Source organism: bacterium, from assembly GCA_040755755.1.
GTDB lineage: Bacteria > SZUA-182 > SZUA-182 > DTGQ01 > DTGQ01 > DTGQ01.
Map to the genome: position 1 here is coordinate 127,852 of JBFLZW010000010.1, position 21,184 is coordinate 149,035.

13 protein-coding genes are annotated in these 21,184 nt (G+C 49.0%); 8 read left to right on the forward strand and 5 right to left on the reverse strand.

Annotated features, from left to right (window positions below; all coding sequences use genetic code 11):
- The first annotated feature begins 148 nt into the window (after nucleotides 1-148).
- The gene (locus tag AB1611_03895; protein MEW6378736.1) at nucleotides 149-1,879 is read left to right on the forward strand and encodes a hypothetical protein; all 1,731 of its coding nucleotides are present in this window, start codon (nucleotides 149-151) and stop codon (nucleotides 1,877-1,879) included.
- Nucleotides 1,880-1,995: 116 nt separating this feature from the next.
- Here the strand turns inward: AB1611_03895 and AB1611_03900 are convergent, their stop codons facing one another.
- Nucleotides 1,996-3,699: a cytochrome c3 family protein gene (locus tag AB1611_03900; protein ID MEW6378737.1), complete on the reverse strand. Its 1,704-nt coding sequence runs from the start codon at nucleotides 3,697-3,699 to the stop codon at nucleotides 1,996-1,998.
- Between the two features lie 753 nt (nucleotides 3,700-4,452).
- Here AB1611_03900 and AB1611_03905 point away from each other — a divergent pair.
- Both AB1611_03905 and AB1611_03910 read left to right on the forward strand, forming a co-directional pair.
- Nucleotides 4,453-5,373 carry a hypothetical protein gene (locus AB1611_03905; protein ID MEW6378738.1) on the forward strand — a complete coding sequence of 307 codons (921 nt, stop codon included), beginning with the start codon at nucleotides 4,453-4,455 and terminating at the stop codon, nucleotides 5,371-5,373.
- 488 nt (nucleotides 5,374-5,861) lie between these two features.
- Nucleotides 5,862-6,263, forward strand: a complete 402-nt coding sequence (locus AB1611_03910; protein ID MEW6378739.1) for a response regulator — start codon at nucleotides 5,862-5,864, stop codon at nucleotides 6,261-6,263.
- Nucleotides 6,264-6,284: 21 nt separating this feature from the next.
- Here the strand turns inward: AB1611_03910 and AB1611_03915 are convergent, their stop codons facing one another.
- From AB1611_03915 to AB1611_03930, 4 genes are all read right to left on the reverse strand, one after another.
- Nucleotides 6,285-7,016, reverse strand: coding sequence for a peptidylprolyl isomerase (locus tag AB1611_03915; protein MEW6378740.1), 732 nt, complete (start codon nucleotides 7,014-7,016; stop codon nucleotides 6,285-6,287).
- Nucleotides 7,017-7,118: 102 nt separating this feature from the next.
- Nucleotides 7,119-8,513, reverse strand: a complete 1,395-nt coding sequence (locus AB1611_03920) for an HlyD family efflux transporter periplasmic adaptor subunit (protein MEW6378741.1) — start codon at nucleotides 8,511-8,513, stop codon at nucleotides 7,119-7,121.
- A 22-nt stretch (nucleotides 8,514-8,535) separates the two neighbouring features.
- On the reverse strand, nucleotides 8,536-11,649 hold the full coding sequence (locus tag AB1611_03925) for a peptidase domain-containing ABC transporter (protein ID MEW6378742.1): 3,114 nt from the start codon (nucleotides 11,647-11,649) through the stop codon (nucleotides 8,536-8,538).
- Between the two features lie 215 nt (nucleotides 11,650-11,864).
- Nucleotides 11,865-13,730, reverse strand: a complete 1,866-nt coding sequence (locus AB1611_03930; GenBank protein ID MEW6378743.1) for a TolC family protein — start codon at nucleotides 13,728-13,730, stop codon at nucleotides 11,865-11,867.
- A 469-nt stretch (nucleotides 13,731-14,199) separates the two neighbouring features.
- Here AB1611_03930 and AB1611_03935 point away from each other — a divergent pair, with 469 nt between their 5' ends.
- From AB1611_03935 to cas7c, 5 genes are all read left to right on the forward strand, one after another.
- Nucleotides 14,200-14,379, forward strand: a complete 180-nt coding sequence (locus AB1611_03935; GenBank protein ID MEW6378744.1) for a hypothetical protein — start codon at nucleotides 14,200-14,202, stop codon at nucleotides 14,377-14,379.
- A 674-nt stretch (nucleotides 14,380-15,053) separates the two neighbouring features.
- Nucleotides 15,054-17,279: a CRISPR-associated helicase Cas3' gene (cas3, locus tag AB1611_03940; GenBank protein ID MEW6378745.1), complete on the forward strand. Its 2,226-nt coding sequence runs from the start codon at nucleotides 15,054-15,056 to the stop codon at nucleotides 17,277-17,279.
- Between the two features lie 25 nt (nucleotides 17,280-17,304).
- Nucleotides 17,305-17,985 carry a type I-C CRISPR-associated protein Cas5c gene (gene cas5c, locus AB1611_03945; GenBank protein ID MEW6378746.1) on the forward strand — a complete coding sequence of 227 codons (681 nt, stop codon included), beginning with the start codon at nucleotides 17,305-17,307 and terminating at the stop codon, nucleotides 17,983-17,985.
- Nucleotides 17,982-19,760, forward strand: a complete 1,779-nt coding sequence (cas8c, locus tag AB1611_03950) for a type I-C CRISPR-associated protein Cas8c/Csd1 (GenBank protein ID MEW6378747.1) — start codon at nucleotides 17,982-17,984, stop codon at nucleotides 19,758-19,760. Before cas5c ends, cas8c begins: the two co-directional genes overlap by 4 nt.
- 128 nt (nucleotides 19,761-19,888) lie before the next feature.
- Nucleotides 19,889-20,992 (forward strand): type I-C CRISPR-associated protein Cas7/Csd2, encoded by a 1,104-nt coding sequence (gene cas7c, locus AB1611_03955; protein MEW6378748.1) that lies wholly within the window; start codon nucleotides 19,889-19,891, stop codon nucleotides 20,990-20,992.
- The last annotated feature ends 192 nt before the right edge of the window (nucleotides 20,993-21,184 follow it).

The following is a 21,184-nucleotide window of genomic DNA, read 5'->3' on the forward strand; positions in this document are numbered from 1 at the left end:
GAACTGAACAAAGAGGACTCGATAATGAAGGCAAATCAAAAGAATTTATTAGCGTCTATTCGTGTGCATTCGCGGTTGATTACAGGAATTGAAAAAAAAGTGTCCGGTAGCGAAACAGGTATAATATTTGCAATTACGATTCTCCCAAATGGATGGAGAAAGGATTGTATCGATGAGAGCCAAATATGGAGCCCACTGCTCCCGCCTGCTGATATGCCTGATCCTGGTCCTGATCACGGTCCTGACCTGTTTCTGCCTGGTTTTTGACGGACGGGGGGAAGCCTTTATTTTCGATGACTTTGAATATTGGGATTCCCCCTTTGATCACGGATGGCAAAGCTCAGATTATGCTTACCCGGTCATGGGATATGGGGCAGGGTATGGCCAAATTTCCACCCGGCTTGATCCGGCTGAAGGGAGCAGGGTCCTGACGGTGCATTGCCTGCCTTCCGTTTTCAACGGATTGCAGCCATATTGCCTGGCAAATTATAACCTGCCGGACCCTGAGGCCGGTACAGCGCCAAGGATGGCCGGTTTCAGTTACAAGATGAAGGCCCCTGTCAGCTTTGAAAGCTTTACTCAACTGAGGTGCTTTCTGCTGGTCAGGACGCGGGAGAGCGGATCGCTCTGGTTATGTTATCTTCCGGTTGAGGGAGAGATGGTGCAGGATTTGGGGAATTTTTCCCCTGATATCCCTCCGCCCCCGGAGATTTCCGCATCCGGCCCCATTCGCTGCCTCGGTTATCCTGCCGGACGGGAGATTCAGGATTCCACCTGGCATTGTCTGGTCCGCAACCTGCAGGAAGACCTTGATCAGGCCGTTCAGGAGGGTCTTTTACCTTCGCCGCAGAGTCTTGAGGGCATCTATGGGATTGTTTTTTCCGGAAACGAATACTCTCTTGACGAAATCACCTTTTCCGATGACCTGTCGCGCTACGAGAATCATCACCCTTTTATCTGGAATCCGGGACCACAGTTTGCCACCCTGTTCGAGCCCTTTGAGTTGATTCTCTATGCCTCTGACCCTGAGAACAGGAAACTTGCCTTCCATATTCAGGTCAATGGATGGGGGATTCAGGGACTTCCTGCTGATGAAGGGTTTTCTCTCCGGGAACTGGATCCTCACGATTATCCGGACGACCCATATCTTGCCAGCGACCCGTCTCTTCAGAGGGCACTGATAAGCTTTACCGCCCAATATTTCGAGGACCTGCTGGTGACAGTCATGGTATCTGACGGATACACCAATGATATCACCATGTTTCCTCTGTCAGTGGTCAATTACCCTGTGCAGAATTATCCTCCCCTCATTCAGCGATCCGGAATGCGCTCCCGGTTTGTAGCCTATGTAGGAGAGCCTTTCGTGCATCAGGTCAGGGTGTTCGATAAAGATTATGATCAGCTTACCTATTCTGCGACCATCGACGGTCTGCCCGCCTATCAATTCGGCCCCTGGCAGGAAGCCCTTATCGATCCCCACACCGGTCTGATTCGATTTACCCCCCAGTTTGAGGGTTTTTTCGAGCTGGCGGTAACTGTTCGGGACGAAAAAGGGGCTACCGGTCAGACTGTCTGGGATCTGACCATAGTCAACCGGGGTACCTGGCTCAATCACCCGCCGGTACGGGTGGTAAATGTCCCCAGCCCGCAAATGGTCCGCGCCGGAGAGCTGTATACTGTGGCTACCGGCTTTGTCGATCCTGATGGCGAAGACCTGTATTACAGCACCAATATCGGAACCATGACCCCGGACGGAACTTATTCCTTCCTGACCTACTTTCCCGGTCAGTATTGGGTAAGCATTGTTGCCTACGATGTTCACGGAGCCCGCAGCTACCTCGATTTTCTCCTCGATGTGCAGCCCTGGTGGGGATATTGATAAATGAGAAATTGAGGGGAGCCAGAATAAAGGTTGTCTTTTCTTCCGACTTCCGACTTCTGACTCCTGACTCCTGACTCCTGACTCCTGGCTTCTGACTCCTGGCTTCTGCTCCCTTACAGTGTCACCATGTGTGGTGAGACAGAGGAGGAATGGCATGCCTGGCAGTCAGGGCCCATCCAGGACAGCCCGGCCTGAGTGGTATGGCAGAGCGTGCAGTTGTTATAGCCAAGGGGTAGAGCACTTTCGGTATGGGTAGCTGCATGGCAGTTGATGCACCATATCCCGCCATGACCTGCGGAACTCATGAAAATTGCAGGCAGGTTTTCTGAATGCAACGGGTCGTGACAATCGGCACAATGGGGCATGCCAAGCTGTCCGGGAATCAGCATCTGGTGGTTTTCCGCATCCAGTAAACTTCCATGACAATCCACACACCACAAGCCAACCTGGCCATGCACACCGGTCAGACAGCCGGTTGGATGGCACTGGTAGCAGTTGTCAATGGCAATGCCGGCCCGGTAGGCATGAATATGGACTACATTGCCCAGGTTATGGCAAATGCTGCACCTGCCCCAGGTGTCAGAGACAGCAATATGGCCTGGCGGTGCAGGATGGCAGAAATCGCAGGAAGTGTTTCTGCGGTGAGCCACGGTGGTAACTGAAGCAGCATCCACCCAGGCCGTGACCAGGTAATCGGCGGACCCAGCCCCTTCGGCCAGACCCTCGTAGAGTTGCAGATCGGATCGAAAGAGAACCATATTGCCTGTCTGTCCGGTTGTCTGGACCGTGAAGGCAGGAGCGACCGGGAGGAGAAATCCATCCTGGTCAAGAGTCTGCGCCCGGATCGGGAGGTTTTTATCCCAGATGCCAAGTTGAAAACCCGCATTGAGCCAGCTCAAGGGGTCCCAGCAGTACATTCCGCGCGTTGGATTGGCCATGACCAGTGAAGCAACCGAAGATGCTCTGCGTCCGACAGCAGGCAGAGTGAATGGTTTGCCATTCAGATACGTGGATGGCGAAAACTGAGAATTAATGAAAAAAGGAGTAAATGGAAATAAGGCCAGGTTGTAGAAGCCTGAATAGCCGCAAGAGGAAGAGGGCGAAAAAGAGGCGGCCTGGCTGGGAATATAAAAATTCGGGGACCCGCCGGAGGCCAGCCTTGAATCCGGAATATAGTAGCCGGTGTTCGAGATAAAATAGCTACTGCCGGGAATATTGTAATAACCGGAGCTGTACCCTGTGCTTGAGGCATAGCTGTTGTTCGGGAAATAGTAGCTGCCGCTGGTGAAGTTGTAACTGAGGTAGGGGAGGGGAGTAGCCGGGCTCATCGACGGGTAATAGTACTCACTGGTAGAGCTCATGCGATTCAACAATCCGGCTGAGCTTGAGGATGTCACATCCGGCAGCCGGGCAGGTGGATAGTAATAGGACGGGTTGGCCGGAAAGGCGCTCTGGGTCTGCGGGAAGTAGTAAGCAGAAGTCAGATTTCCAGCGGTGCCGGAGGAGGAAGGCGCATAGGTGTTATAAATGTAATAGGTATTGCTCTTCGCATAATAATAACTATTGTTGGCGTTATAGGCACTATAGGCATTATTATAGATATTATTATAGGTATTATAGGCATTATGAGCAGCATTGGCGTTAGCGTTATGAGCGTTATCGGGAATATAATATTGAGTGTTGGTTTGGGCAATAACGGCCGGGAGGGAAAAAAAGGCGATGAATGCGGTTAACGCGAGCAGGTAGTTTATTCTTTCGGGTTGATAAACCCTCATCATTCGAAGGCAATATAGAATGCCAAAAGGTTTCCTGCTCATTCCGCCCCCTTGCCGGTTGATGCGTGTTGCCGGATATCTCTCTCATGTTCTGACAACTCGATCCGGGTCGTCTGAAGGTACTCACGCTAACCTTAAACCCACAACCTCAAACTCACAGGAACCCTTATCGATATCCAGGGAATGCATGACCCCGTGGCCTATCTTATCGAAAATTCAACTAATACAATAAGAATTAGCATTTTTTGTGCCAATGAGCGGGGAGGAGCCCTTACGGGATGTCCTGCGCATGCAAGGCCCCCTTTAATACCCCTGATGTCCCGCTGCCGGAGCCCTTCTGCCTCTGGTTTGCTGCCCCAGGGCGCATGCTGCAAACTGGATCGGAAGAGATGGGGAGAGGCTGTGTAAAGAAGATGAAAAATCGTAAAATTTATGCCATGACAGGACATGGACTGCCTGTGTGTGATATAATAGGCTGACTTTTCCGGCTCTCCCCAAAAAATATACCAGCAATTCACTATTACCAGAGGCAATCCGGCAAGATAATATTGTCAAGATAAATTTTATTGAGTAATTAACTTGACTGATATTCCGCCTAATAGAGTATATTAAGGAAGGTGAGCATCAGCGGTTTTTCCAGAGGTTGAATAAGGACCAGACTGACTATCCTCTTCGTTTTACTTCCTGTTTATCACTGCTCATAGTACAAGACAAGCTCATAAGCAGTGCTCCAGACACGCTTCGTATAATATGTCCTGACTGACATGATTGGGTCATCGTACAAGAGAGGGACTTATGTGTGAATTTTTCAGTGCAATACTTACCAAAGATAGTGTTATTTACAACGCCAACACCGATAGTCACGAAGATTTGCTCGAGAAATCAGGATTAAAAGATACTGACCGGGAACCGGACTTTGTCAGGGTTGAATTATTACCCAGGGATAAAGACATTTTCAACCAAAAATCCACGAACTGGTACTTGAAGACGGACCAGGACATTTTTCCTGCATGGTTCAATAGAAAAGAAGCAGAAAAAAGAACCAAAGAAGCACTCGCCACGGTATGGCAGGAGAGATTCATTGTCGATAATCTTGAGTGGCAGATCAGAAGAGATCAGCGGCTGTTCGTTAACAACTCGAAGGTCAAGGTTTTCGACAGCAGAGAGAAGACCTCTTCACGGCTGCCGATCAGACTCTTGAGGTTTCCTGCAACACTCGCTGCCTTAACTACGGCGTTCCCGCAATCTCTGCCGCTCCTTCCTTATATGTACAGGAACAGCAGCATATTTTCCGGCAACTCTTTCGCCATATTATACGGTAATTCATCAGGGCTGTTTTGCAGCAACGCATCGGGCGAGCTCCACGACAATTCATCCGTCGTACTGTGCGATAACTCCCTGGCTATATTATATGATAATTCAAAAGCCGTACTTTTCGACAACTCGTCAGCCGTGATACTCAGCAAAAATGCCCAGGTAGAAGATAACAGCAACGGCAGCGCTTATATTAAAGATTTGACCGAAGACCCGAACTGGACGGAGAATTTAAGCTGGAACCTGGACCCAAAGGGAGTGCAGAGAATTGCCTATCGATTAAGCATGATCCTTCGTGAACAGGAGAGGCAAGCGAGGGATACCATCAATTATTATGAAAGCCAGTTGTGTGATGAACGCAGAATTCTCGCTTACTATGAAAAGCAGATCAATCAGAGATAGGCTTAAAAAGTATATGAAGAAAAGTATATGAGGAATAGATAATACTCATCATCATCGGGCATGCACAGCTTTGCATGCTGAAACGGCATAGTGAAGGGCACTGCTCACCCATGGTGGCCGGGCAGAGGAAACCTGAATCAATCTTTTTTCCCCCCAAAAAAGTGAAATTTCAGTGTTACTTAATAAGGTTTGCTATTTCACCTTGACAAGCTAACTCACCTTAGATTACTATTAAATATAATATGTTTCTATCATGAAGTAATTTATATATCATTCTACTTCGTATTCTACACTCTACTATCTTGGATGAGCATTTAATATATTTTACTCACTACCGGACACTTTCAAGGGAAAAATAAAGGCGTTCCCATCGTCATTCCCGCCTGCGCGGGAATGACGCGGTGTGACGCAGAGGTAGGGAATCAGGCTGTAACAATCTGGTAATGCTCCCTCTTGATTCATGATGGGGGAGAATAGAGAACAGAGCAATGTCCATACAGAAGTTCCATGGTAAGGGTGAGAAGATCCTCATTGTTGAGGATGAAGAGGATATTCTCAAACTCACGGCAGCACTGCTTCGGAAAAACAACTATTCTGTGAGCGAGGCATCAAGCGTACAAGAGGCACTGGACATTTTCAGGCAAAAAAAAGGGGAATTCAGCCTGATATTAAGCGACTACAGGTTGCCTGATCAGACTGGCCTTGATTTGATTAATCAGCTTCTCTTATATCGCCCGGAATTGCAGATTCTCCTGGTTAGTGGCTATGCTATTCCAAAGTCACAATGGGCCGTTATCCGGGAGAAAGGATACCGGTTTCTTCAAAAGCCGTATACGCTGTCCGATCTGCTTCAAACTGTGAGAGAGATGATCGAGCCAGGAGATCAATAAAACGCTCTTTTGTGCCCGGCCTTATGTTCGTGTAAGGCTTTGCGCAATCCATTCATTGAATATCCGGTCTTTTATCCCATTTCTAACCTCCTGGCTGGCAAGATCGGCTTTCATAACCTCCTCGACCAGGATCACCTGAAACAGGTCATTGATTTTAAACGGGCCAAGCACATCTTCCGGTGAAGCGTTAAATACCCTGGCAGCTAATTCGGGTCCAAGCAAATGACGGGATACCAGGCCAACATGACCGCCGGAATATTTGCTCTTTGGGTCCAGAGAATATTTTCTGGCCAGGCCGTGAAAATCTTCGCCATCCTCGGTCACTTGCATGATAATCTCATTGGCCAGATTCTCTTCTTTGACAGCGATGATGGAAATTCTGGCCAGATCGAAGTCAGAGCGGTTATTGACAAAATATTCTTCCACCTTCTTTTCGTCAGCCAGGTGTTCTTTGAGAAGATCGGTTAACAGGGCCGATTCACAGAAGAATTCAAAGTCAGTTAAGGTCAGTCCTGCATTTTTCAGAAAGGCAATCATGTCCCTGGCTGAATAGAGGTTGCGGGCTTTCCTGAAATTATCGGCAAATGTCTGAAGCTGGCCGTCAGTAACTGTCAACCCCAGTTCCTCTGCCTTTTTCCGGGCTTCTTTCTGCCTGATGATTTCAGGATAGATGCTGTAAGCCATACCGGTTAAGGCAAGATATTTCACTATTTCTTCATCCGAAATTTTTCCCTGAGCATAGCCTGTTTCCATAGTCATTCTCCCCTCTAGTGAAGTGGTCAGTGATCAGTGGTCAGTGGTCAGTGACGCAAGGCGTTATCCAGCGCCGTGGTCGAAACACTGTTTCCTCCCTGGTTATCTCATTTTTATCTTGCGAAACAAAAGGGAAAAGATACTTTTTTTCTCGGTGACCAGCTCTGCGGTCGCTGTCATACCGGGTTTCAGAAAATATTTTTTCCCCTGAATTTCAAAGTACGGCTTTCGGAGGCTCCCTCTGATATGGTAGATAAATCCCTGTTTTTTATCTTCAACGGCTGAGGGAGAAATGGAAAGCACCTTTCCGGACAAGGTTCCGTAATCAGCATAGGGGAAGGCATCGAATTTATAGTGGATGTCCATACCTGCTTCGATAAAGCCGATGTCTTTGTTGGCTATCATGATATCCATATAAAGGGGGCTGTCTAGCGGGAGAATAGTGCACAGAAGATCGGATTCCCGGACGTATTCCCCCCTGTTTCTGAAATAAAGCTCCGAGATTATGCCTGCCCTGTCTGCCCGTATGATGGTCCCTGTATCTTTTTCATCGGCTGCTTGGAAAGAAGGATCGATGCCTGAAGAAGTATTTCCCTGCAGCGAGAGCATCTTTTCGTTCATGTTCAATTCATGACGAAGCGACTGAATGACGGTCTTTTCTTCAAGTTCGAGGTTTTCAATCTCCTTCTGAAGAGCGGCCATTTTACTTTCAGCACTCGCTTGGGCATTTTCGATCTCCTGTTGCAGGATACGGTAATCTTTTTCCGTAATGTTCTTCTGGGAAATGAGCTTATTCACTTCTGCACCCGCCCGCTCGAACCGGCTCTTGATATTGTTATATTCCGCTATGGAAGTAAGCTGTTTTTCAAACAGCTTCCGGGTGTTTTCATACTCTTTCTCCAGGTTTTTCACTTCCTTGTGCCAGAAGGCAAGGTCGATCTCAAGTGCATGCAGGGAAAGCCTGTTCTGCTCAAGCTGCAATCTCTTTACCGTGAGCGTGTTCAGCAGATCGCGTTTGATGCGCTCCAATTCGTCCTGAGAGGATGATATGCTGTTGTGGTAGTACTCCTCCTTCAGAGGGATTGCAGCATGCAGCTCGTCGATTCTCGATCGATACGAGATCGCCTCCTTTGACAGGATGAAAAAGAGCGGTGCGCCCTTTTCAATACGCTGTCCCTCGGAGATCGCTATCTTCTCCAGGTATCCGTTCCTGTCGGAAAGGACCCTGATGGCAGGTGAATCGGGCCGGGCAAGGGATAAGCCTTCCACGACAATATCGATTTTGCTGAGCAGGGAATAGACCAGGGCAACGGCCAGCATCAAGACCATGATATAGATCAATCCCCTGGCAAACAGGTTCGGCATCCTTTGAAGATGCTCCGTTACCAGATAATTCTCCGAAGGCGAGTCAGCCGGTGTTATCTTCAGCATATCCGGCTGGTCAATCTCCCGGTCTTTCCGGTCTGTGTTTTCTGCGGTTTCCCTGGCAGATTCCATAACAATTCCCCAAAGTCAGACCCTACAAATTCAACTGCTGATGATTCAGGTAATGATACAGTCCACGCCTGGCCATCAGCTCTTCATGCGTCCCCTGTTCGATGATTTCTCCATTATCCATCACGAAGATGACATCCGCATTCCGTACCGTACTCAGCCTGTGGGCAATGATGAGAGCGGTTTTTCCTTTCAGAATGACCCGCATGTTCTTCTGAATGGCCTGTTCGGATTCCGTATCGAGCGAACTGGTGGCTTCATCGAAGATAATGATTTTCGGATTCCGATACAGCACCCGGGCAATGGCGATCCGCTGCTTCTGACCGCCCGAAAGCTGAAGCCCGCTGTCACCGACCCTGGTTTCATACCCCTGGCCAAGGCCGGTAATGAAATCATGAGCATTGGCCAGTTTTGCAGCCTCCATGACCTTGTCCATGGTTTCTTCCGGATCGCCGAAGGAAATATTTTCGCGGATGCTTCCATTGAAGATAAAGCTGTCCTGAAGGATAAATCCCACCATATTCCGCAGGCTGGCGAGATCGATATTTTTCAGGTCGCATCCGTCGATGGAAATTTTGCCCTCCGTCGCATCGTAAAGCCTGGCAATGAGCTTTACCAGGGTCGATTTGCCGGAACCGCTTCGCCCGACAATGGCCGCTGTCTGGCCGGGAGCGATTCGTAAGGTTATGTTGGATAGAATAGAGGGGGCGTTCTCTCCTCCGTACCGGAAAAAAACCTTCTCGAAAGTGACCTCACCCCGCGGCTCTCTGATCACCATGCCTGTTGCCTCTTCCATCGATCCGGGAAACTCAGCTCTGGCGGTGAATACGTCATTGAGCAGATCGACCGAGACCAGTGTCTGCTGGATGCTGTCCCAGGCGGTTATGATCCGGTTGATCGGCGTTATGACACTGCCCATCAGGGCCATAAAAGCCATCAATTCACCGACGCTGATGGTGCCCTGCATGACCTTTTGGGCTCCGTACCAGAGAATGATGGTCGAGCTTAACGAGCCCACAAAGTCTCCCAGGGAATGAAAATACATGGCCGTGGTAAAAAGCCTGAAGTCGATGTTCAGGCTTTTGATATACTTATCCTCCCATTTCCACCGCGTGGGATATTCGATATTCATGGCCTTGACCGTATCGATTCCATTGATCGATTCGATCAGGTGCGATTCGCACTCACCCTGAGCGGCAAAGGAATCGACATTCAGTCTCTTGAACAGGGGCGTAAATATCAGCGTGATGGCGATAAAAACGGGCATGAACAAAAGGGCCAGGGCGGTCATCTGCACGTTGTAATAGAACATCAGCGACAGGTAGACGATGATCAGGATGGTATCGAGAATCATAGTCAGGGCCGTGTTGGTCAGGAAGCTGCGGATCTTTTTATTCTCACCGAACCGGGAGATGAAATCGCCGACTTTACGCACCTTGTAATAGCCCAGGGGCAGGGAAAGCAGGTGCTTGTAAAAGGCCACCAGCATTCTGAGATCTATTTTCATGCTGGTATGTACAATCAGGTATTGCCGCAGGACCCGCACCAGGAACTGGAAGATCAGAATGAGAATCATTCCGGTCAGCATGATATTCAGCATGGAAGAATTGTTATGGAACAGGACCTTGTCGATCACGTTCTGGGTAAAGATGGGGGTAGCCAGAGCGAAGAGATTCATGAGGATCGATGCCACCAGGATCTCCAGAAGGATCAGTTTATAGGGACGGACAAACTGGATGAAGTTCCTGAACGATGTCGTATCCTCGGTCTGTTTCTCAAATTCCGGGGTAGGCTCGATCGTGAGGGTTATCCCATTCCAGTTATCCTGAAATTTCCCCCTGGGGTAGGTGCGAAGACCGAGGGCCGGGTCAGCCACCCGGACATTCTTTTCATCCGCCCGGAAAACAACCACATAATGATACCCCTGCCAGTGTACTATACAGGGAAGGTGGATGGACAGCAGGGTATCGTAATTCAGCTTCATCCCCCGGGTGGAAAAGCCCAGTTGCTCCGCCGCCGAAGCAAGATTGGCCAGCGATGAGCCGCTGAGATCGACATGAGCCATGTCTCGCAGCCTGCTCGAAGAAAAATTCTTCCCGTAATATTTGGCGATCATCATGAGGCAGGTTGTGCCGCAGGTCATCTGATCGTGCTGCATGATAAAAGGAAAGCGGATGTTCCGGTAATACAGGGAAAAGAATCTCTTCCCAGGGCCTGGTTTTTCCGGGAGAGAAGCTGCTGCCTCGCGGTCAGCGGAGGCATCTTTGTGAACCTGAATATCCTGGAGGCCGGCCATCTCCTGTTTAATGATTTCCTGGTAGGGTATCGGCGGCTTATCGGTCAGGTAAGAGAGAATGCGGTCTTCGAATACCTTTTTTATTTTTGGCGAATGGGTCACCAGCTCATGAAAGGTCTCTTTGGCAAGGGAGAATAAGGTACAGTTGGTGAGGCAGATCACATCCGCATACCGCTGGCTGTCCTCCACCAGGGCCTTTTCACCGAAAAAATCGCCTTCACGGAGAAAATTGATTATCTCCTGCCGTTTTCCCTCCCACCTGATCACCTTCAGCTTTCCGCTTTCTATCAGATAAAATTTATCCGGCTTGGCATTCTGCCTGAAGACTACATCGCCCTCTTTGAAAAATTCCAAATGAAAATTCTGCACCAGGTACTGCAACTGGTTTGGCGGTATGGACGACAGCTCCGTGCACGATTTCAGGAACTGATGAATGGAGGTGGCTCGAATAAACTTGTCAAAATATTCTCTCAACTCGGGTTTGGAATACACGTAGTCGTAAAAAAGCTGATGGTCGATGGATATGATAACGCTGTCTTCCACTGCCCGGGCCGCTGCATTTCTGGGCTTGTCGGTAATGAGGGCTGTTTCGCCGAAGTGGTCCCCCCCGCTTCTGACCCCGAGATTGATCTCCTGGTTTTTTTCGTTTCTCTGGAGGATGCGGACCTTTCCGCTGTAAACAAGGTAAAATTCCTTTCCTGAAGCACCCTGATCAAAGATAAGCTCACCGGCCTTGACCGATTTGAGCTCAGCCATCCTGGTCAACTGGGCCAGTTCCTCATCGCTGAAGATGGAAAAGAGCGATATCTTCCGGATAAAATGATGGAGATCGTTGATATCCATAGCTATCCTATAGCTATCCTGTCGATTGATTTAACTTGACTTAACTTACCTTAAGTTCGTTAAGGGCACATGAACTTCGTTAATGGCACCTGCACCCCCTTGCCCGGAGGGCAAGCAGCCCCCCTCGCCCTCTTGGAGGGCATATATTCCCCCTCGCCCCTTTGGGGAGAGGGCCGGGGTGAGGGGCTTTTTTGGTAAGTAGCCTCCATCAAATACTATCGCCCCGCCAGGGAGCAAATGTAGGGTGGTGGGGCTGCTTTTTTGCCCCACCCAATACCGCACGCGATCTCTTTATCGAGCCTGACTGGCCGCGGATTTATCGCGCTGTGTACTGAGGGCAGCGATTTTCTCCCTCGCCCCTTTGGGGAGAGGGCCGGGGTGAGGGGCTTTTGGGGTAAGCAGCCTCCATCAAATACTATCGCCCCTCCAGGGAGGAGAAAAAAATAGTGCAATAAGCAATTATTTTCTCCCGGCTTCCGACTCCCGACTTCTGACTCCTGACTCCTGACTCCTGATATAAGGTCTTGCATTTCCCTTCTCACCAGGTAATAGGTGCCGATGAGCATTAGGTAATCCATTTTTGTGTTGAGCAGAGCAAGCTTTGCGTTGATGAAGGCAGTCTGATAATCGAGAGTATCCAGAACAGTGCTTTTCTCTCCCACCAGCCGCTCTATTTCGTTTTCGAGATTTTGCTTCGAGATGGCAGCGATCTTTTCATTTAAGGCCATGTTATTCCCCGCTGTTTCCATATCATCCCGCAGCTCGCTGACCAGGTTTTTGATTTCCTCCCGGCGATTGCCTATCTGGATCATAAGCTGCCGCTTTTTATTTTCCGCTGCCGCAAGGTCGGCCTGAGCAGCCGTATTCTTCAGGGGAAGGCCAAGTACGCCGGTGATGAGGGCACGGTAATTGCTCGAAGAGATATCTCCAATTGACCGTGACCATTCCTGATGATCATAACCATCTATTCCGAATTCCAGGGATATCGTAAGATCGGGTTTTCGGTTGTTTGCAGCTTTTTCTCTTTCTTTTTCAGCTAACCGTAACTGATGAGCATAATTTGCCAGAATAAAATCCATCTTTTCTGATCTGACCTGCGTATCCGGCCAGGAAGGCGATGGAAAGGAAGCAATCACGGAATCCGGCTGAGTGGAAAGGATAATCCCTGGATCTGTATCTGAATTTGTATTTGAATCTGATTGGGAGGTATTATATGAAGTATTACATGAGGCATTATATATGGAGAGCATAAGATCATGCTCTTTTTTCCGCTTTTCGTTTTCCAGATCGGCTATTTCCTTATCCTGAATAAGCAGGGTTGCTTGCACCTTATTTAAGGTTGTTATCGGGAGTTTTTGCATCTTCACTTTTTCGTTTACCACATTATATATTTCTTGCGTATTTTTTCTTATTTCGCGTTTCAGCCGGAGCTCTTCTCCCGTCAGATACAGCGAGAAATAGCTCCTGAATACCTTAAAAAGAATGGTATTTTTCTCATCCTCAAGTTTCTGTATAGCCAGTTCCCTGCGTATGCCGGCCTTATGGATTTCGAAATCTGCCATTTCCCTGCCCCAACCCTTTAATAAGGGCTGATCATATTTGAAAAAGATGGTCGATGTATACTCATCCTGATGAACGCGCGGAGCATAATATGTGATCCGGTCACTTTTGGTCGAAAAATGCAGGGATGATGTTCCGGCCAGGGAATGCCTTTTACTGAGGGAAAGATCGTAGTCCATGATGTGGTGATCCCGGTAATTAGCAGCCGTCAAGACATCCCAGGAATACGTGCCCATTTTACTGCTCATCTTCAGGTAAGGAAGGTAAACAGCCTCCTGATAATCAACCTCCTGGTCGGCTGTATTTTTATCCAGAAGATAATACCGGATATCGGTATTCTTCTGGAGAGCTATGTTCAGGCCATCGGACAGCGAGAGAGTGACAGCCGTGCCGGTTTTCCCGTCAGCGGGTTCATGGATGAGCAGAAAACTCATCAGCGCAAGCATGAGCATAAGGATATGGAGATGGATATGGGTGTAGATGTGGATATGGGTAGAGAAGAGAATGATCGCCGGTTGCATTGTATTACCGAATCTTTTCATAAAGATGCCGGGATTGCCCACGAGACAAGCTGATACGGTGCCAGGTTAGTAACTTTGTTAATAATAAATCTCTTGTATGGTTTTTTCTGAGAGTGGCAATACAAATATTTTTTCGTCCTGACTTGAACATGGCTTCGTATTCCGCCTTTGGGCTCTAATTTCATGCTGAAAAAAATTACCGATAATGTTTCAAACCAGACTTTTTTTACAGGATGTCTGTCATCTTTTTGGACATTTTCCCATAGACCTTGAATATTTAGCTGGAATGGCCGATGAAATAATCAGGTGAGATGATGATGAGGATAGTTTTAATTTTAAATCCTCACCTCGATCCACCTGTTCCCGCTCAATACTACAAGCAAAGGAGGACAAAAGGTAAGCCAAAAATTGGTAAGTAGTAATCACTTTACCTTGCATTAACTTCTTTAACGATAAAGGAGGATAAATCATGCAGGAAAAAGTTGAAGTTACCAGAATCAAAATTAATGACCTCAGTGAGGATGAAAGACTGAAAGTAGAAGAAATGAAGAAGATTTTAGGCGGCTACAACACCTCCCGTGCCTGGTATGCATTGTTTGGCGATTCCAAAGGCAATGGAGGAATCTTTGATTTTGGCGAAGCAGGATGAGAAGCACGTTGAACCGACTTTTTTCTCCATATCTTCACCACGAAGATCACGATGATATTACCTGTTGCCTGTTATATTCGTGATCTTCGTGGTAAAATAAAAATTCCCCGCCCCACTTTCCACCATCCATTTCCACCGTTCCCCGGGAACGGTTTCATATTCCGTTTTGTTTCCCCGGAACGATTTCATACCAGCATTTTTCTCCTTCGGCCCCCTGTTAGGGCAATGCCATTAACAACTGAAGGGCAGGCATTGAGCTGAGGGCAGCCTCCTTTTCCCCCTCGCCCCTTCGGGGAGAGGGGCGTTGGTCGCGGATAATCCTTAAGTTAATGCCATTGCCCTCTGGGGAGAGGGAGAAAGAGGCAAAAGGGCAGGGGAGGGGAGACAACTTGTCGCGTATTTAAGTTCTGTACACAGTTTTACCCTTCCAGACAGGCAGGGGCAAGGGATTAAGTTGAGTGCTCAGTTGCCAGTGGGCTGTGAGCTGCGGCCAGCAGGTACTGGCCGGTGATCAGATATATTCATAGTATTTCCAATTTTTCTTTGATATGTTACAATATCAGGAAGAATTTATTCACTCGCCCCTTTGTAAAGAATGAAGGAGGGTTTTTACCCATCCAAATATAATCTTATAATCTGACCGCTGATCTTTTCAGCACAAAGGATGATAGCCAATGATAAAAGCTGACGAACCGATCGCCCATGTGACGGAGGATGGCCGTAGGCAATCTCTCTATGATCATTTGACTGGCACTGCCGCACGAGCGGCAAAGATGGCAGGAGAGTTCGACTGTGCAGAATGGGGAAGACTGGCCGGGCTTTGGCATGACCTTGGCAAGTATTCCAAAGACTTTCAGCAGATGATCCGTACCGCAGATGGCATGGATGCACATCTTGAAACTAAGCAGGGGCAGGGACGAGTGGATCATTCTACGGCTGGTGGCATCTATTCAATTGAACAATTCGGCAAGGTTGGCCGCATTCTCGCCTATCTCATTACTGGCCACCATGCCGGACTACCTGACTGGCAGACTGAGAGCTCAGGAATGGCCGCTTTAGCCCAGCGTATTAAAAAAGCTGAACTGCTGAAAGTGATGATTGCCTCAAACCCTCCACCTGAAATCCTGAAGCAGGGGGTCCCAAAAGAAAAGCCAAAATCCGGTTCAGATCCCGCTCTCTGGATACGGATGCTTTTTTCCTGCCTTGTAGATGCTGATTTCCTCGATACAGAATCCTTTCTTGAGCCACAAAAGGCGCAGTCCAGGGAAGGATACCCAGGGCTTTCCGAGTTGCTGCCGATGTTCACGGCATACATGGAGAGCAAGCAAAGGGATGCGGATGATACTCCGATCAACAGGCTTCGGGCGCAAATACTTCAACGGTGCAGAGAAATGGCCTCGCACCTGCCAGCGATTTTCACCTTGACAGTTCCTACCGGCGGAGGAAAGACCCTCTCATCCCTGGCATTTGCCTTGAATCATGCTGTATTGTATCAAAAGCGGCGGATTATTTATGTCATTCCCTACACGAGCATCATTGAACAGACTGCCGACCAGTTCAGGAAAATATTTCCTGACGCCGTTGTAGAGCACCACAGTAACCTCGATGCATCCGAAGCCCGGCGGGAAACCAGCAGAAGCCGTTTAGCCTGTGAAAATTGGGATGCACCTGTCATTGTCACCACTTCCGTGCAGTTTTTTGAATCTCTTTTTGCCAGCCGCACAAGCCGCTGCCGCAAGCTCCATAATATCGTGAATTCCGTCGTGGTGCTCGATGAAGCACAGCTTTTGCCGCCTGAATTTTTAAATCCGATCCTGGCAGTCTTAAAAGAATTGCAGCAGCATTACGGTGTCACTCTGGTTTTGAGCACCGCCACTCAGCCTGTATTAGGACCGCATAAAGCTTTTGATTTCGACTTTTCCGGGCTGCCTGAGATGATCGAGATCATGGATGATCCGCTATCACTCCATAATTCCTTCAAGCGCGTAAAGGTGCAGGTCCCAAAGGATTTGCATACCCCGCAGACCTGGGAGCAGCTTGCTTCGGAGCTTATAGAACATCCATCGGTTTTGTGCATTGTTAATCGCCGTGACGATTGCCGTGAGCTTTACCAGATACTTTGCCAGCATAAGTCTGAAGGGACTATCCATCTCTCCGCTCTCATGTGCGGCGCCCATCGCTCGCAGGTAATATCCCGGATAAAGCAGCGGCTCAAAGATACTATACCCACTCGCGTAATCAGCACCCAACTGGTGGAAGCCGGGGTGGATGTCGATTTCCCGGTTGTATACCGTGCTCTGGCTGGTCTTGATTCCATTGCCCAGGCTGCCGGACGGTGCAACAGGGAAGGCCATCGTGAAGAAGGCCATGTTGTAATCTTTATTCCTCCCAGCAAAATTCCAGCAGGACACCTTCGGCAGGCTGCCGAGATCGGGCGACAGCTTCTGGCCGAAGAGGTGGATGATCTGCTCGGACCGGAACGCTTCACCAGATTTTTCAAGGAGCTGTATTGGCTCAAAGGAAGCGGATTGGATGCCGAAGGCATTCTCCATGATTTAGGTAAAGATCCGGAATTCAGATTCAGCTTTCGCACCGCAGCCGCAAAATTCCACCTGATTGATGAATCATGCCAGGCACCGGTGATGGTTAGATACGGTGAAGGGGCTGAGTTGATTGAAAAACTGACCAAAACCGGACCGGAGCGGTGGCTGCTGCGAAGGCTTCAGCGGTATGTCATTAACCTGCCGCGCTCACTGCATGGAAAACTGCTGGCTTGTGGTAGTATCAGAGAAATCAGCCCCGGGATTTACATCCAGGGGCATGAGGCACTTTACCAGGAAGACCTGGGTTTCTGCCCCGATAAGTCAATAATATATGAACCCGATGAACTGCTTGGTTAGGGCAAACCTTATGAAAGGAGGAACCATGCCGAAAATGCCGGAAAAAAGCCGTATCCTGCGGCTTAAGGTCTGGGGCGAAAACGCCTGCTTTACCCGGCCGGAGATGAAAGTCGAGCGAGTTTCCTACGATGTCATGACACCTTCTGCGGCGCGTGGCATACTGGAAGCCATCCTCTGGAAACCGGCTATTCTCTGGCGAGTCACGCAAATCGATGTGCTGAAACCCATCCGCTGGGAATCGGTCAGGCGCAATGAGGTTGGTACAGTCATGTCAACCGACTGCGCAACACCCAAAAAAGGCAGTGGCCAGACTGGTATGTACATAGAAGATCATCGGCAGCAGCGCGCCGGTCTTTTTCTCCGGGATGTGGCCTATACCATTCACGCATATTTCGAGCTGACGGATAAGGCCGGACCGGAAGATACCATTATCAAATTTCAGGAGATGTTTTATCGCCGGACTGAGAAAGGGCAGTGTTTTAACCAGCCTTATCTTGGCTGCCGGGAGTTCAGCGCTCACTTTGAACCGATTGCCCACGATCAGCCACTCCCTGCGCCGATTTCCACGGGGCGGCATGAGCTTGGCTGGATGCTTCATGACCTGGATTATGGCGGAGAAGCGCCTATGCCGCGCTTTTTCCGGGCATGCCTGGAAAATGGCCGTCTGGTAATACCGCCATTCGATGATAAGGAGGTGCGGTCATGATCCTTCAGGCACTAGCTCAATACTACCAGCGCCTTAAAGATAACTCTCAGGTAGCGCTGGAAGGTTTTCAGAAACAGGAGATTCCTTTCCTGATTATCCTTGATCGCAAGGGTAATTTTATTGGTCTGCAGGATACACGCCAGGGAGAGGGAAAAAGGAAAACAGGCCGTATTTGCACTGTTCCAAAAGCAGTTAAAAAAACGAGCGGCATTGCCTCCAATCTTCTCTGGGAGAATCCAGCTTATGTGTTGGGGCGACCCAAGGTAGACAAGAAGAAAGATTTCCCAAAATTGCTGGAACGCGCCAAAGAGCAGCACGCTTGTTTTATAAGCAATATTCATGAAACCTTTCCTGATCCGGCAGCAGACGAAGGGATTTCCTCAGTAGTCCGGTTTTTGGAACGCGGCGATTTCGCTCAGGTATTCGCTCACCCATTGTGGCCGGAAATTGAGGAGAGTGGTGCAAACATTACCTTCCAACTTGAGGGTGACATGGACCTGATATGCCAGCGTGATGTGGTGATTAAAGCTATTACCAGCGGAGACGCAAATGAAGAAAGAGAGCAGCAACCTTGCCTGATTACCGGTGAACTTGACCAGCCGGTTCGCCTGCACACTGCCATTAAAGGGGTATGGGGTGCCCAGCCTACCGGCGCCAATATTGTTTCCTTTAACCTTCCGGCTTTTAATTCATTTAGTAAAACCCAAGGGGAAAACGCACCGATTGGGAAAAAGGCTGAATTTGCCTATACCACAGCTCTCAATACCCTGCTTGCCAAAGGTTCACGGCAGCGTATTCAGGTTGGTGATGCCAGCACAGTATTCTGGACAGCAAGGGAAAATTCTATCGAAAGATGGTTCGCCGATCTTTTCGGTGAACCTGCCAAAGAAGTGTCGGACCAGGATAACGCAGCTATCCGCAACCTGTACGCTGGACCGACAGGCGGTGCTCCTCCACTGGATGAAGACCTGACGCCATTCTTTGTTCTTGGTCTTGCACCTAATGCTGCACGGCTTGCGATTCGTTTCTGGTATGCTGGCACAGTCGGCGAAGTGGCCAGAAATATCCGGCAGCACTTCGATGATATCGCTATTCTGCATAGCCCCAAAGAACCAGACCACCTGTCATTATTCCGCCTGCTGGTATCTACGGCCATGCAGGGAGATTCCAAAAACATCCAACCCAATCTGGCTGGTGAAGTGATGAAATCCATCCTGGCCGGAACACCATATCCGAAGACCTTACTCAATGCCGCAATTATGCGGATCAAGGCGGAACAATCCAGGAAGGATAAAAACGGAAACTCATTACCCAACGTCTCCTACCCGCGGGCAGCGCTCATCAAAGCGGTGCTGGTGCGGGAGGCGAGATTCTACAGAAAGAGCGAAAAGGAGGTAGGTATGTCGCTTGATCAAAATAATGCCAACCCTGGTTATCGGCTGGGACGTCTTTTTGCAGTTCTTGAGCGGGCACAGGAATGCGCCAGTCCGGGTATCAATGCAACGATTCGTGACCGTTTCTATGCTGCGGCCTCCAGCACACCGGTTGTTGTCTTTCCCCACCTGCTCAAATTGAAAAACCATCACATTGCCAAACTCGACAATAAGGGCCAGGCTGTCAATCTGGAAAAGCAGATCAGTGAAATCATGGCCGGGCTCAGTGATTTTCCATCCCGCCTGGACCTTTGCGATCAGGGACGTTTTGCCATTGGTTATTATCATCAGCGGCAGGACACTTCTTTATCAGGAAAGAGGAGCGGTAATCCAAAAGAATAATTATCCATTTGATTATAAAGCAAATGTAGATTTGGGGGCTTTTCGCCCCACCAAATACCGCACGCGATCTCATCGCCGATCCTAACTGGCTGCGGATTTAGCGCGCAATGTACAAAGGAGGAATTTCAATGAATACCACGATTAAAAACCGTTACGATTTTGTGCTTTTGTTTGATGTGAAAGATGGCAACCCCAATGGTGACCCTGATGCGGGCAATCTTCCCCGTGTCGATCCGGAAACAGGACACGGCCTGGTTACCGATGTCTGCATCAAGCGTAAAGTCCGTAACTACGTGGGGCTGTCAAAGGAGCTGGCAGTTCCCTATGACATTTATGTTAAGGAAAAATCTGTTCTTGGCAGGGCTCATGTCCAGGCGTTCAATGCCCTGGGCATTAAACTCGGCGAAGAGGTAAAACTGCCGGTTCCGAAAGAAATCGTGGAAGACCTGAAAGAAATTGATCTTCCGGAAGGATTGACTTTACTCCTTCCTGATCCTGATGATGAAGCCGAAACAGCCTTTTTAGTCTTGGCCTCTGATATGGACAAAAAGGAAGCTCAAGCAAAACTGAAAGAGGTAACTCTATCCAAAAAGGCGAAGGACTTCCTTACCAACGCCCTGAAAGCTGCCAAGTCACGCAAACCCACTGGTGAAGAAGTGGAAAAGGGCAGAGGCAAGATGTGCGAAACTTTTTTTGATGTGCGTACATTCGGTGCTGTAATGTCTCTGAAATCGGCGCCTAACTGTGGGCAGGTACGAGGGCCGGTACAATTGACTTTTGCCCGCAGCGTGGATCAGGTGGTTCCCCTGGAGCACAGCATAACCCGCATGGCGGTTGCCACCGAAGCGGAGTCGGAGAAACAGCAGGGAGATAACCGCACCATGGGAAGGAAATATACGGTCCCCTATGCCCTGTACCGCTGTCACGGCTTTATCTCGGCATCCTTAGCAGGCCAGACAGGTTTCAGCGAGGATGACCTTTCTCTCTTCTGGGAAGCCCTTATCAATATGTTCGAGCATGACCGCTCAGCGGCACGGGGCCAGATGGCGACCCGAAAACTCATTGTCTTTAAACATGATTCAGTAATGGGCAACGCACCTGTTCATAAACTTTTCGATATGGTGAAAGTTGAAGCCAAAAATGTTCCCGTAAGGGATTTCAACGATTACACTATTATTGTTCCCGGCCAGGATGTCATGCCACCAGGCGTTACCGTTCTCGAAATGCAGTGACCCGTTTGGCTACAGATATCTGGGAAAACTCCCAATTATTACTCTACTCAAGGTGGATTCTATCATTCATCCCCACCTAACACCCTCCCTCAAGGGGCAATTGCATTACTTGGGGCAGCGTTTTTCCCCCTCACCCCTCTGGGGAGAGGGCGGGGTGAGGGGCATTGGTCGCGGATAATCCTTAATGTTAAT